The sequence below is a fragment of the Vibrio qinghaiensis genome (assembly GCF_002257545.1).
Classification (GTDB): Bacteria; Pseudomonadota; Gammaproteobacteria; order Enterobacterales; family Vibrionaceae; genus Vibrio; species Vibrio ordalii.
This window is the reverse complement of sequence record NZ_CP022741.1, coordinates 2,136,682-2,150,359: the sequence shown is the minus strand read 5'-3', so window position 1 is coordinate 2,150,359 and position 13,678 is coordinate 2,136,682. Positions and strand designations below refer to the sequence as shown.

Annotated in this window: 16 protein-coding genes; 15 read left to right on the top strand and 1 reads right to left on the bottom strand. The window is 45.1% G+C overall.

Translation table 11 applies throughout. The features are described 5' to 3' along the window. The first annotated feature begins 169 nt into the window (after positions 1 to 169). The 15 genes from vcdP (at position 170) to pgpA (ending at position 13,036) form a co-directional block, all read left to right on the top strand. Positions 170 to 256: a small protein VcdP gene (gene vcdP / locus CCZ37_RS19730; RefSeq protein ID WP_481008213.1), complete on the top strand. Its 87-nt coding sequence runs from the start codon at positions 170 to 172 to the stop codon at positions 254 to 256. 331 nt (positions 257 to 587) lie between these two features. Continuing rightward, positions 588 to 1,883, top strand: coding sequence for an NCS2 family permease (locus CCZ37_RS10010; protein WP_081245039.1), 1,296 nt, complete (start codon positions 588 to 590; stop codon positions 1,881 to 1,883). Between the two features lie 39 nt (positions 1,884 to 1,922). Continuing rightward, positions 1,923 to 2,387, top strand: coding sequence for a xanthine phosphoribosyltransferase (gene gpt, locus CCZ37_RS10005; protein ID WP_010320141.1), 465 nt, complete (start codon positions 1,923 to 1,925; stop codon positions 2,385 to 2,387). An 89-nt stretch (positions 2,388 to 2,476) separates the two neighbouring features. Beyond that, entirely contained in the window at positions 2,477 to 3,724 is a 1,248-nt protein-coding gene (gene frsA / locus CCZ37_RS10000; protein ID WP_010320140.1) for an esterase FrsA, read from the top strand. Positions 3,725 to 3,824: 100 nt separating this feature from the next. Then, entirely contained in the window at positions 3,825 to 4,214 is a 390-nt protein-coding gene (gene crl / locus CCZ37_RS09995; RefSeq protein ID WP_026027640.1) for a sigma factor-binding protein Crl, read from the top strand. Between the two features lie 122 nt (positions 4,215 to 4,336). Further along, positions 4,337 to 5,476, top strand: coding sequence for a glutamate 5-kinase (proB, locus tag CCZ37_RS09990; RefSeq protein ID WP_094500425.1), 1,140 nt, complete (start codon positions 4,337 to 4,339; stop codon positions 5,474 to 5,476). A 13-nt stretch (positions 5,477 to 5,489) separates the two neighbouring features. Next, positions 5,490 to 6,740, top strand: a complete 1,251-nt coding sequence (locus CCZ37_RS09985) for a glutamate-5-semialdehyde dehydrogenase (RefSeq protein ID WP_088732791.1) — start codon at positions 5,490 to 5,492, stop codon at positions 6,738 to 6,740. 142 nt (positions 6,741 to 6,882) lie between these two features. After that, on the top strand, positions 6,883 to 7,332 hold the full coding sequence (nrdR, locus tag CCZ37_RS09980; protein WP_010320136.1) for a transcriptional regulator NrdR: 450 nt from the start codon (positions 6,883 to 6,885) through the stop codon (positions 7,330 to 7,332). Between the two features lie 6 nt (positions 7,333 to 7,338). Then, a complete protein-coding gene (ribD, locus tag CCZ37_RS09975; protein ID WP_094500424.1) occupies positions 7,339 to 8,436 on the top strand; it encodes a bifunctional diaminohydroxyphosphoribosylaminopyrimidine deaminase/5-amino-6-(5-phosphoribosylamino)uracil reductase RibD in 1,098 nt (365 codons plus the stop codon). A gap of 1 nt (position 8,437) precedes the next feature. Then, positions 8,438 to 9,094 carry a riboflavin synthase gene (locus CCZ37_RS09970; protein WP_010320134.1) on the top strand — a complete coding sequence of 219 codons (657 nt, stop codon included), beginning with the start codon at positions 8,438 to 8,440 and terminating at the stop codon, positions 9,092 to 9,094. A gap of 88 nt (positions 9,095 to 9,182) precedes the next feature. Beyond that, complete coding sequence (ribBA, locus tag CCZ37_RS09965; protein ID WP_094500423.1) at positions 9,183 to 10,292, top strand: bifunctional 3,4-dihydroxy-2-butanone-4-phosphate synthase/GTP cyclohydrolase II; 1,110 nt, start codon at positions 9,183 to 9,185, stop codon at positions 10,290 to 10,292. Between the two features lie 208 nt (positions 10,293 to 10,500). Next, a complete protein-coding gene (gene ribH, locus CCZ37_RS09960) occupies positions 10,501 to 10,971 on the top strand; it encodes a 6,7-dimethyl-8-ribityllumazine synthase (RefSeq protein WP_026027639.1) in 471 nt (156 codons plus the stop codon). After that, positions 10,971 to 11,438: a transcription antitermination factor NusB gene (gene nusB / locus CCZ37_RS09955; protein WP_013856197.1), complete on the top strand. Its 468-nt coding sequence runs from the start codon at positions 10,971 to 10,973 to the stop codon at positions 11,436 to 11,438. The genes ribH and nusB overlap by 1 nt, the downstream gene beginning before the upstream one ends. Positions 11,439 to 11,561: 123 nt before the next feature. After that, a complete protein-coding gene (gene thiL, locus CCZ37_RS09950; protein WP_026027638.1) occupies positions 11,562 to 12,536 on the top strand; it encodes a thiamine-phosphate kinase in 975 nt (324 codons plus the stop codon). After that, on the top strand, positions 12,533 to 13,036 hold the full coding sequence (pgpA, locus tag CCZ37_RS09945) for a phosphatidylglycerophosphatase A (protein WP_094500422.1): 504 nt from the start codon (positions 12,533 to 12,535) through the stop codon (positions 13,034 to 13,036). The genes thiL and pgpA overlap by 4 nt, the downstream gene beginning before the upstream one ends. 144 nt (positions 13,037 to 13,180) lie before the next feature. Here pgpA and CCZ37_RS09940 read toward each other — a convergent pair whose 3' ends face one another. Beyond that, the gene (locus tag CCZ37_RS09940; RefSeq protein ID WP_010320128.1) at positions 13,181 to 13,564 is read right to left on the bottom strand and encodes a DUF3461 family protein; all 384 of its coding nucleotides are present in this window, start codon (positions 13,562 to 13,564) and stop codon (positions 13,181 to 13,183) included. Positions 13,565 to 13,678: the final 114 nt, after the last annotated feature.

Genomic DNA, 13,678 nt, shown 5'->3' with positions numbered 1-13,678 from the left:
AAATTATGTGATTTTTATCACGCTAAATATTGTAATTTAATTTCTTGGTGGTATATTTGTAACCAACTTCGAAAGCGAAGAAAAAATGCTCAAAGGATGAGTCCGTTTATCGCCTCCATGGAACCGAGAAATCAAATTTATGTTCAATTGATTTTATAAGGTGATAGTTATGAAAGGTTTACCATCAGCAATGTTCTGGACAAACAAGTCTGTTTACACTGGCAACTTTGCTTACCCAACAAGCTTTGGTTATTAAGACTTTAAGCATGTTATTTGAACTGTATGTTCACCCCCTAGATATTGGAATTTTTTTGTAGTCAGTTTGGCTAAAATGATTCGCCGCCACCTCAGATGAGGTGGCGTTTTTTTATCTCAATGTTCCACACTTCCTTTACAGCTCGGTGACAAGACGATATTGAAGCCTGCTTTTTATTTTTGAAGAAATGAAGCGCGACTAGGTTCATAAGCTATTAATAAAAGCATATTGCAGCCTTAATTCTATCTGGAATTTGTGATCTGATCTCTCTATAATCCTCAGCCAATCGATTACGCAACCGTTTACTCTTTACCCTTTATAGGACTCGATCATGCTCGAAAGGCTATTTAAACTCAGTGAATATGGTACAAACGTGCGCACTGAGGTTATCGCAGGAATGACGACATTTCTCACGATGGCATACATTATCTTTGTTAACCCTGCGATCTTAGCGGATGCCGGCATGGACCGTGGTGCAGTATTTGTTGCTACGTGTCTTGCGGCGGCTATTGGCTGTTTCATCATGGGCTTTGTCGCCAACTACCCAATTGCGCAGGCTCCGGGTATGGGGTTAAACGCATTTTTTACTTACGCCGTTGTGCTCGGTATGGGATATACATGGCAAGTTGCGCTGGCGGCGGTATTCGTTTCTGGTGTGCTGTTCATTTTTCTTAGTATCTTTAAAATCCGTGAGTGGATCATCGGTTCGATTCCTATGTCATTACGAACGGGGATCTCGGCCGGTATTGGACTTTTTCTTGCCTTTATTGCCCTGAAGAATGCTGGCATTGTGGTTGATAACCCTGCAACTTTGGTTTCTGTCGGCGCAATTACTTCTCTTCCTGCTGTACTCGGTGCGATAGGTTTCTTCCTGACGATTGCTTTGGTTCATCGTGGTTTAAAGGGTGCCGTAATGATCGCGATTCTTGCGGTTACTGGCCTTGGTTTAGTGTTTGGTGACGTTCAGTGGCATGGCATTATGTCGGCACCACCAAGTATTGCGCCAACTTTTTTGCAGCTTGATTTCTCCGCCATTTTTGAAGTGGGTATGATCTCAGTGGTGTTTGCGTTTCTGTTTGTCGATCTATTTGACACGGCTGGCACCTTAGTTGGCGTGGCGCAAAAAGCAGATTTGATTGGTAAAGATGGTAAAATTCCACGTCTAAATAAAGCATTGCTTGCCGATTCTACCGCTACGTCAGTCGGTGCCCTGCTAGGTACATCAAACACAACCTCTTACATTGAAAGTGTGGCGGGTGTTGCGGCTGGCGGGCGCACAGGGCTGACTGCAGTCGTTGTTGGCATTTTGTTCTTACTTGCATTATTCTTCTCGCCATTAGCTGGAATGATCCCTGCGTACGCTACGTCTGGTGCATTATTTTATGTGGCAATTTTGATGCTTTCTGGTTTGGTCAGTATTGATTGGCGCGATTTAACAGAAGCGGCTCCTGTCGTCGTTACCTGTTTATTAATGCCGCTGACATTCTCTATCGCAGAAGGTATTTCTCTTGGTTTCATTGCTTATGCGGCTATTAAACTATTTAGTGGCAAAGGGCGCAGTGTATCGATGAGTGTGTGGGTAATGTCAGCCATCTTCATCTTTAAATATATCGCCTCTGCAATGTAATGAACGACACAGATTATTTAAATAATTAGGTTTACAACAATGAGTAATAAATTCGTTATCACTTGGGACAATATGCAGACTTACTGCCGTCAATTGGCAGAAAAACAGATGCCTGCAGAGCAATGGAAAGGTATTTGGGCGGTGAGCCGTGGTGGTCTGGTTCCTGGTGCCATATTGGCGCGCGAACTAGGTATTCGCCATGTCGATACGATTTGCATTTCAAGTTACGATCATGATCACCAGCGTGACATGACAGTGATCAAAGCACCTGAAGGTGACGGCGAAGGTTTCTTAATTGTTGAAGATTTGGTTGATAGTGGTGATACCGCACGTAAGCTACGTGAAATGTATCCTAAAGCGAAATTGATTGCGGTGTGTGCGAAGCCTTCTGGCGTCAGCTTGTTAGATGATTACGTTGTCGATATTGCTCAAGATACCTGGATTGAACAGCCATGGGATATGACGATTCAGTACGCAGAACCGATTAACCGTAAGCAAAAGTAATGGTTTTCTTTGCGTTTATTTGAGAATGGCCCTTTATCGGGCCATTTTTTTTATTACTATTAGAGCACCGCTCTCAATTGAATCGACTTATGTCTGAATCTAATAGCCAAAATCTTTCTGAAAAATTATTTCAGAAACACAAGCAAGCTCAAGAAACTTCGGCATTGATTCGCTATATGCCAAGTAGCCAAGAAATTTTGGACCTAAAAAAACAGCAAGAAGGGTACGTTTGGTATCGAAACCTTAGGCGTTTACAGTGGATATGGCAAGGTGTTGACCCAGTAGAACAAGAAGAAGTTTTCGCACGCATTGCCTCTTCGAAGCATTCGCGAACCGAAGCGGATTGGCTCGATACTGTTATGGGTTATCACAGTGGCAACTGGGCATACGAGTGGATCAAACTAGGTATGCGTCACCAAAAGCGCGCTAATGGCAAACAAGACGAAGAGGCGGCCAATGAACTTTTTTCCGCGTCGCTCTGCTTTAGCATTGCTGGCTATCCACATCTAAAAAACGATAATTTATCCCTACAGGCACAGATACTGTCAAACAGCGCTTATAACGAAGCGGCTAAGCTGACTCGTTATGTGATTAAGCAGGTTGAAGTACCCTATAAGAATAAAAAAATAGTCGCTAATTTACATTTACCTAATACCGATAGGCCTCATCCGGTCGTTTTGGTTAGCGCTGGTTTAGACAGTTTGCAGACGGATATGTGGCGTTTGTTTAGAGATTATCTCGCGCCTAGAGATATTGCGATGTTAACCATTGATATGCCCTCTGTCGGTCATAGCTCTCATTGGCCTTTAACTGAAGATTCTTCATGTCTGCATCAAGCGGTACTCAATGAACTGGAAAGCTTGCCTTGGGTTGATCATCGAAAAGTAGGGCTTGTTGGATTTCGATTTGGTGGTAACGCTATGATCAGGCTCTCTTTTCTAGAGCAAGATAAAATCAAGGCTTGTGTTTCATTAGGTGCACCTATCCACGATATTTTGGCCTCGCCAGAAAAATTGAAAAAAATGCCTAAAATGTACATCGATGTACTGGCTTCTCGTTTAGGTAAAGAAGTCGTTGATATTAATAGTCTCGCTGGGTTGATGCGGGCGTGGTCACTGAAAGTGCAAGGTTTTCTAACCAGTCGGCGCACAAAGGTTCCAATCTTAGCTTTAGGATTAGAAGGCGATCCCATTTCACCCTATTCGGATAATCAATTAGTTGCAATTTTTAGTGAATATGGCAAAGCGAAACAGATAAAAAGCAAAACAATTACACAAGGATATGAGCAATCCCTCGATTTAGCGATAAAGTGGTTAGAAGATGAGCTATTTAGGTGACTTTTCTACTAAATTAGTTAAGCATGATATTGGTATGCGGTAACAAGCATATGATTAATAAAAATAATGATCGTTCTTAACATTGAAATGGAGAGTCAATATGTCAGAAATGACCCACACCCCGACTCATTATCGCTTATTGTCTGCTTTAAAAGCTATTGGACCTTATTTACGAGAAGGCCAATGTCGTGAGGATCACTACTTATTTGATTGCCTTGCGTCTTGCGTTAATGACAAAAAATCCCCAGAAAAACGAGAGTTTTGGGGCTGGTGGCTGGAACTTACTAAGAAAGAATCAGGGTTTGAGGCTAAGTATCATACAGGACGTTACAACTTAGCTGGCGCGTGGGATGCCGACGCGATTCCTAAATCCGTATTTTCTGAAGTCAAACGTACCCAAGAAGAGTTTCATGCCAAACTGGTAGCGAGTCTCTATGAGCGCTTTGAATTGAGTGTTGAGATTGCACAAGATTCCGCTGAATTCGTCTGATTTTCGTTATCCCCTTACCCTCGTGATGAAAAAGGTGCTTTTTAGCACCTTTTCTACTTGTGAATTATTGCTTTGATTGCTAAAACATCAGCTCTTATGTGTTTTCCATTTCAGAAGAAATCATGACAACGAATCAACAAAGCGGAAAAGCGGTGCAACTTCAAACAATCGTTGTGAAGCTAGGAACCAGTGTATTAACCGGTGGTACTTTGGCGTTAGATAGAGCTCATATGGTTGAGCTTGTCCGTCAATGTGCTGAACTGAAAAAGCAAGGCCACTCAGTGGTGATTGTATCGTCGGGCGCAATTGCCGCTGGTCGAGAACACTTAGGTTACCCCGCACTCCCCAACGCAATGGCTAGCAAACAGTTGCTTGCTGCGGTTGGGCAGAGTCAACTGATTCAAGCATGGGAATCTCTTTTTGCCATCTATGGGATTAAAATAGGTCAAATGCTACTGACTCGTGCCGATCTAGAAGATCGTGAGCGTTTTTTGAATGCGCGAGATACCATTAATGCTTTGGTCGAGCACGATATTATTCCTGTAGTCAACGAAAACGATGCCGTGGCAACCAGTGAAATCAAAGTGGGCGACAACGACAATTTGTCAGCCTTGGTCGGTATTTTATGCGGTGCCGATAAACTATTGCTGCTCACTGACCAAAAAGGACTCTTCACCGCGGACCCGCGTAAAGATCCTAACGCTGAATTGATTAAAGAAGTCAAAACCATTGATGATACCTTGCGTAAAATCGCTGGGGGTAGTGGTACCACTCTTGGAACCGGAGGTATGGCAACTAAGCTTCAGGCTGCGGATATTGCTCGCCGTGCAGGGATTGAAGTCATTATCGCCGCAGGGCGTGCCAGCAACGTTATTTTTGACTCTTTAAGTGATGCGCCACAAGGCACCCGTTTCTTGCCATGTACTGAAGCGTTAGAAAACCGCAAACGCTGGATTTTAGCGGGTCCTGCCGCTTCTGGTGACATTGTCATTGATGGCGGAGCCGTCAAAGCTGTAGTCGCGAATGGCAGTAGCTTATTAGCGAAAGGGGTAGTGAATGTCAGTGGTACTTTTGCACGTGGTGAAGTGGCGCGAGTAACCGATAAACAAGGCGTATTAATTGCCCGTGGCATCGCCGCTTATTCCAGCCAAGACTTAGCCAAAATCGCGGGCAAACACAGCAAAGATATCGGAGGCATTTTAGGTTACGATTATGGCTCAGAAGTCATTCATCGCGATGATCTTGTTGTGATCCAAGAATAGTAAGGAAAAGAAAGTGGATTTAACCATAATGGGTAAAGCCGCCAAACAGGCCGCTTTCCAGCTCGCTACCGTTTCAACGACACAAAAAAACAATGCATTAGCGATCATTGCCGATGAACTGGAGGAGCAGAGCGCCGCGATTTTAAAAGCGAATGCTCAAGATATCGAACTGGCCCGCGAAGCCGGGTTGAACGATGCCATGCTTGATCGCCTATTGCTCAATGAATCGCGCCTGCAAGCCATTGCTAATGACGTGCGTAATGTGATTAATCTCAATGACCCTGTCGGTAGTGAAATCGATAGCCGAGTGCTTGAAAACGGATTGTCATTGTCTCGCCGCCGAGTACCGTTAGGTGTGGTGGGCGTTATTTATGAAGCGCGTCCGAATGTAACCATTGATATTGCGGCATTGTGTTTAAAAACGGGTAACGCCAGTATTTTACGGGGAGGGAAAGAGACCTTTTTCTCCAATATGGCGCTAGTCAACGTTATTCAATCGGCGCTAGAAAAAGCACAACTACCAGCGGCTGCTGTGCAGTATATTGAAAAACCGGATCGCGAACTGGTTTCACAGCTGCTCAAGCTGGATGAATATGTTGATATGATCATTCCGCGCGGCGGCGCTAGCCTACATAAAATGTGCAAAGAAAACAGCACGATTCCGGTGATTATTGGTGGTTTTGGCATTAGCCATATTTTTGTTGACCAATCGGCGGATCTGGATAAATCAGTCGAGGTAATTGAAAATGCCAAAATTCAGCGCCCTTCTGCGTGCAACGCACTGGATACTTTGCTGGTTCATCAAGCGATTGCCAGTGAATTTTTGGCAAAACTGGTGCTACGACTTAATGATCAAGTGACCTTCGTTGTCGAGCCAAAAGCCCAAGCCTGCATGAGCCACGCGAAGCAGTTGAGAGAGGCTGTTGAGGGCGATTTTGACACCGAATGGCTAAGTTACACTTTGGGCGTTAAAGTGGTCGATGACGTGCAGCAAGCGATTGAACATATGCGTGAACACAATGCAAGCCATTCGGATGCGATCATGACAAATGACCTATTTAATGCAGAGCTGTTTATTAATTCCGCGGGCTCTGCTGCAGTGTATGTCAATGCTTCGACGCGCTTTACCGATGGGGCTCAATTTGGTTTAGGCGCTGAAGTGGCCGTTTCGACCCAAAAATTGCACGCTCGCGGGCCGATGGGCTTAGAAGAGTTGACCAGTTACAAGTGGGTTGGCAAAGCCAATTACTTATCACGTCGCTAAGTTCTTTTTGTGATGGCTAACGGTGCGAGTTAACAAAGTGTGGCCGTTAACACAATAGAGATTGAAAAGGGGCTGATGCCCCTTTTGCGTTCAACTTGCGTACTAATTCCGGTACACTGATGCTCATTGCTATGGAGGTGATATGCATTGTCCTTTTTGTTCAGAGAACGACACCAAAGTGATTGATTCTCGTCTTGTCGCAGATGGCCATCAAGTGCGCCGTCGCCGTCAATGTTTGGCATGTAATGAACGTTTTACCACGTTTGAATCGGCCGAGCTCTTGATGCCAAGAGTCATCAAATCAAATGGAAATCGTGAACCGTTTAACGAAGATAAAATGGTCGGTGGTATACAGCGAGCATTAGAAAAACGCCCCGTCAGCGCCGATGCGATTGAGCTTGCAATCAGTATGATTAAATCTCAGTTGCGAGCTACTGGTGAGCGAGAAGTCCCAAGTAAAATGATTGGTAACTTGGTGATGGAGCAGCTCAAAGTACTCGATAAAGTCGCTTACATCCGCTTTGCCTCCGTGTATCGTAGTTTTGAAGATATTCGTGAGTTTGGTGAAGAAATCGCGAAGCTGGAAGATTAATCGCTTATGTTTACTCCTTTTGATTATCAAATGATGTCGCGAGCCATTGAGCTTGCCAAAGGTGGCGTTTTTACCACTCAACCTAACCCCAATGTCGGCTGCGTGATCACTCAAGGAGAGCAGATTGTTGGTGAGGGTTTTCATGCGCGTGCTGGTGAGCCGCATGCCGAAGTGTACGCCTTACGCATGGCAAACGAGCAAGCGCGAGGCGCTACCGCTTATGTCACTTTAGAGCCTTGCTCGCATCATGGCCGTACACCGCCTTGCGCTGAAGGTTTGATTAACGCCAAAGTGGCGAAAGTGATTTGCGCAATGCAGGATCCGAATCCTCAAGTCGCTGGGCGTGGTATTCAAATGCTGCGTGACGCTGGGATTGAAGTCGAACTCGGTTTGTTAGAAGCGGATGCCATCGTGCTCAATCCGGGTTTTATTAAACGCATGACAAGTGGGATGCCCTTTGTCCAATTGAAAATGGCCGCAAGTCTTGATGGACAAACGGCACTCAATAATGGTCAGAGTCAATGGATAACTTCAGCAGCCGCGCGGCGAGATGTGCAAAAATTTCGCGCCAAAGCGGGTGGGATTTTATCGACCAGCAAAACAGTGATTGAAGATGATGCTTCATTGACTGTGCGTTGGGATGAACTGCCTCCATCAGTGCAAGTGAACTACCCACAACATCAGTTACGCCAACCAGTGCGAGTCATTCTTGACAGGCAAAACCAACTCCATGATGGTCTAAAGCTGTATCAACATTCCGGTGAAGTATTGGTGCTTGGCAGTGAACATACGTCATTGCTCAATAGCAACCAGACGCAATTTGAGTTAGCGGATACCTTAGCTTATTTAGCTGAGCATTCACAAATGAATCATCTCTGGGTGGAAGCTGGTGCCACACTGGCTCGTTCACTGATCCAAGCCCAATTGGTTGATGAGATCATTTTGTACTTAGCGCCTAAAATCATGGGTAGTGATGGTCGGGGGCTATTTGGTGCTTTGGGGCTATCTTCCATGGCGGATACGCTAGAGTTAATCATCAAAGATGTACGACAAGTTGGGCCGGATATTCGGATCATTGCCGTACCTAAAATAAAAGATAAATAGCATGTTTACAGGAATTATCGAGGCGGTAGGTACACTTGCCGCGATTACACCCAAAGGTGAAGACATCAGTGTGACCGTGAAAGTCGGTCATCTTGATATGAGCGATGTCAAACTTGGTGACAGTATTGCCACAAATGGTGTCTGTTTGACCGTGGTAGATTATAACAGCACTCAATATACAGCGGATCTCTCACTAGAAACGCTCAACAAAACCGGGTTTGCTCACTATCAAGTTGGTGACAAGGTCAACCTAGAAAAAGCCATGTTGCCCACCACTCGTTTTGGTGGACACATTGTTTCTGGGCACGTTGACGGTGTTGGTGAAATCATTGAACGAAATCCTGTTGGTCGTTCGATAGAGTTTTGGGTAGCGATCCCACCGGCATTGAATAAATACGTGGCTGAAAAAGGCTCAATTACAGTAGATGGTATCAGCCTCACTGTGAATGATTTAAGAAAGAATGCCTTTAAGCTGACCATAGTGCCTCACACTTCTGCCGAAACGACCATTGATGCATTTCATGTTGGGCGTAAAGTGAATTTGGAAGTGGATGTGCTCGCGCGTTATATGGAGCGTTTGCTGCAAAACCAGCAAGATGAAGAGACACCAGAGTCAAAAATTAGCTTAGCATTTTTACAACAAAATGGTTTTGCGTAAACCGCGCATTGTCCCATGCTACCACGGTCGTGGATAAATCTAAGTCAGGGACTGTGCGGAAAATAGTTCAGCGATAGGAAAATAGAGTATGCCAATAAGTACCCCGCAAGAGATCATTGAAGATATTCGCCTTGGGAAAATGGTCATCTTAATGGATGACGAAGATCGTGAGAACGAAGGTGACTTGATCATGGCCGCCGAGCACGTTACTCCTGAAGCGATTAATTTTATGGCTAAATTTGGTCGTGGCCTGATCTGCTTAACCATGACTAAAGCTCGTTGTCAGCGTTTAGGCTTGGCTCCTATGGTGCAGGATAATAATGCTCAATACACCACCAATTTTACCGTCTCGATTGAAGCGGCCGAAGGCGTAACCACCGGCATTTCAGCGGCCGATCGCGCCGTGACGGTACAAGCTGCGGTGGCGAAAGAGGCGAAAGCTTCAGACTTAGTGCAGCCTGGGCACATTTTTCCACTGGCTGCGCAAGAGGGGGGCGTTTTAACTCGCGCTGGGCACACGGAAGCCGGTTGTGATTTGGCGCGCCTTGCGGGGTTAGAGCCCGCGTCTGTGATCGTCGAAATTTTAAATGATGATGGCACCATGGCGCGTCGCCCTGATCTTGAAGTGTTTGCCGAGCAACATGGTTTAAAACTCGGTACGATTGCCGATCTGATTGAATACCGTAACAATACTGAGACGACCATTGAGCGTGTTGCACAGTGCAAGTTGCCGACAGAATACGGTGAATTTGAACTGATCACTTACCGCGACGTGATTGATAATCAGATCCATTACGCATTGCAAAAAGGAACATTGGATGGTCAAGCGCCCTTGGTGCGAGTTCATCTGCACGATACCTTTACCGATTTGCTGCGTAGCGATCGCAATGCTGAGCGCAGTTGGACTTTAGATAAAGCGATGCAGCGTATCGGCCAAGAGGGCGGCGTATTGGTCATTTTAGGTAATGAAGAGTCGAGCGATTTATTGATCCATCGCGTTAAAATGTTTGAACAGCAAGACAAGGGCCAAGCGCCTACTTTAGCGAAAAAACAAGGTACTTCACGCCGAGTTGGGGTTGGTTCACAAATTCTGGCGGATTTAGGCGTTCGTGATATGCGTTTACTCTCCTCAGCCAATAAAAAGTATCACGCTTTAGGCGGTTTTGGCTTGAATGTGACAGAGTATGTTTGTCAATAACCTCATCTCGTTTTAGCGCTTAGAACCTAAGGCCACATTTAAAAATACACCGTAATAAAACCAATAAAGGAAGCCCAATGCTTCCTTTATTATTTCGCTGATTAGCCGCTTGGTTTGCCGTCTAAGCCGAATTTCCATTAGATATTGCTCACAAAATTGTGCTAGAATCCGGCGATTCTCACTTGTGTATATAGTTAAAGGAAGGCTTATGAAAGTGATCGAGGGTGGTTTCCCCGCACCAAATGCAAAAATTGCTATCGTTATTTCTCGTTTCAACAGTTTTATTAACGAAAGCCTGCTTTCTGGTGCAATCGATACTTTAAAGCGTCACGGACAAGTTAGCGATGACAATATTACTGTTGTTCGCTGCCCTGGTGCTGTCGAATTACCTCTTACTGCTCAACGCGTAGCAAAAACGGGTAAATACGACGCTATCGTGTCTCTTGGCACTGTGATTCGTGGCGGTACGCCACACTTTGATTATGTGTGCAGTGAATGCAATAAAGGTTTGGCGCAAGTGTCTTTGGAATACAGCCTTCCAGTGGCATTTGGTGTTCTAACTGTTGATACCATCGATCAAGCCATTGAACGCGCGGGAACCAAGGCTGGTAACAAAGGTGCAGAAGCTGCACTAAGCGCGCTTGAGATGATTAACGTTCTTTCAGAAATCGATTCCTAATGGGGGCCAGTGTGAAACCAGCCGCACGTCGTAATGCACGTCAATTTGCGCTACAAGCAATTTATTCTTGGCAAATTACAAAAGAAAATGTTGCCACTATCGAAGAGCAATTCCTCTCGGGTGGTAAGTATGATGAAGAAGAGCATCATGCTGCTGAGCCAGCGTTAGCGGCTCCAGAAACCGACGTTGCATATTTCCGTGATCTACTCACGGGTGTAGTGCTAAGCCACACAGAGCTAGATAGCAAATTGCGTCCTTTCGTGTCTCGTCCAATGCAAGACTTAGACATGATGGAATTGGCGTTACTTCGTTTAGCCATGTACGAAATGACTCGTCGCGATGATGTGCCATATAAAGTGGTCATCAATGAGGCGATTGAGTTAGCAAAAGTATTTGCTGCTGAAGATAGCCATAAATTTGTGAATGGCGTGCTTGATAAAGCCGCCCCACATGTACGCAAAAAATAATAAGTCGTTTTAAAATAAAAGGTCAGCATTCGCTGACCTTTTTTATGACGGATCTTTCTCCGCGAAAGCCCTAAGCGATGAGAAATGATGTACAGAATAAAAACTCAGGGCAGGGAATTTTTTATGTTCGGTGAATTCAATTTAATCGATACCTATTTCTCTAACCGTCAGTCACAACGTAAAGATGTCTCTCTTGCTCTAGGAGATGATTGTGCATTAGTCAAAGCACCAGAAAATGTTCGGATCGCCATCAGTACCGACACCTTAGTCGCAGGCACTCATTTTTTAACCGATGCGAATCCCGCTTGGGTGGCTCATAAAGCATTGTCATCTAACATCAGTGATCTGGCTGCTATGGGGGCAACGCCTGCTTGGGTATCGCTTGCACTCACTCTACCTAGTGTCGATGAAGCATGGCTAAAACCCTTTTGTGATGCTTTTTTCGAACTTGCGAACTATTACAACATTCAGTTAATTGGTGGGGATACAACCAAAGGCCCACTGAGCATTACCTTGACAGTTCAAGGTTTTGTGCCACAAGAATTGGCGCTGCTGCGCAGTGGAGCCAAAGTGGGAGATTGGGTTTATGTCACTGGCGAGCTTGGTGATAGCCAAGCAGGGCTCGATGTGGTTCTTGACCCAAGCTTACGCCATAAACCTTTTGCCCAAGAGCTTGAAAAGCGTCACTATCTCTCAACGCCAAGAATTCTTGCCGGTCAAGCATTGCTTCATTTGGCTTCTTCTGCAATTGATATTTCCGATGGTTTGGTGTCTGATCTCAAACATATTTTGCATCGTTCAAATGTTGGGGCGAGTTTAGATGTCGGTGCGTTGCCTATCTCGCAAGAGCTGTTGCAGTTTGTGGGCGAGAGACAAATAGCCCAGCAATATGCACTAACCAGCGGTGAAGAGTATGAGTTGTGTTTCACTGTTCCAGAGCATAACCGAGGTTCCATCGAAAGTGCGCTTGCTCATTGCGGTTGTAAGGTGAGTTGCATTGGCCAAATTCGCCCGCAGGGTATTTTTGAGCTCCAGCATCAAGGAAAAAAACTCAATTGGCAGTTAAGCGGCTATGATCATTTTAAGGTGAACGAATGACAAACCCTATCGCATTAATCTCATTAAAGAACCCTTGGCATCTTTTGGCCACGGGTTTTGGCAGTGGCCTATCGCCTATCGTGCCCGGCACAACGGGAACGCTCGCCTCGGTACCTTTTTATTTGCTGTTAGTACAGCTACCTATTGCTATTTATTGTGCTGTGGTTGTGCTGGCTTGCTTGGTGGGTGTGAAAATTTGCCAAGTGACTTCTGACGACATGAAAGTGCATGACCACGGTTCAATTGTGTGGGATGAATTTGCTGGTTTCTGGATAACAATGCTAGTCGTGCCATTGCTTGAACTGCCCAGTTTAGATTGGAAATGGCTGGTGACTGGCTTCGTGCTGTTTCGCTTTTTCGATATGCTCAAACCGTGGCCGATCAGTTGGTTAGATAAACGAGTGCATGGTGGTTTGGGGATTATGCTCGATGATATCGTAGCGGGTGTTGTATCGGCGATTGCGCTGTATTGGGTCGGCTTTTGGGCGGGTTGGTTATAACTCGCTCAGCGTTCAATGTTGACTGAACGCTTAGGCTTAGCAACAAAACAGCTTCCTTTGGGAACCTGTTTTGTCAGCGAAGAGTCATCTACAACAGGGTTATTCGATGCTCTGGGTATCTAAAGTTACTTTGTCGTCTCGATATTATTTTAGCTTCTTTAGGTCAGCTTCAATTTCAGCGATTTTGCTCGTGACCACTTTTTCCAAATGGTGCAAGTCGGTCAATATTTTTTGCTTCAGATCGAGATCACTCATCGGAACAGGCTTAGTGATTTTGTTCAGTTCATCAATCACCAAGGTTAAATTTCGATTGATCTCCGTCACCTCTTTGTACTGATGGCTGCCGCTATCAACTAACACATTTTTTATCTGTCGAGGGTATTTAAATTTCACGCTCTTAGCGAACAGCTCGCCTTTCTGCTTATGAAAGTAAATCTTCAGCACATCTTTATGGGCTTCTTGACGAAGTGAATAGCGCTCAATCTGTTTAGGATCTTGAATGCCTAAACCGGTGAGGTAGGGATACATAAGCGACCTCTATTGTTTTTTGTGACACATCAATGAATCATTTCAATGTAGCAGTCCATGCCCGCACGAGGTAGCTCATAGTGATATCAAAGACGCAAGTTGTGGGCAAGATCG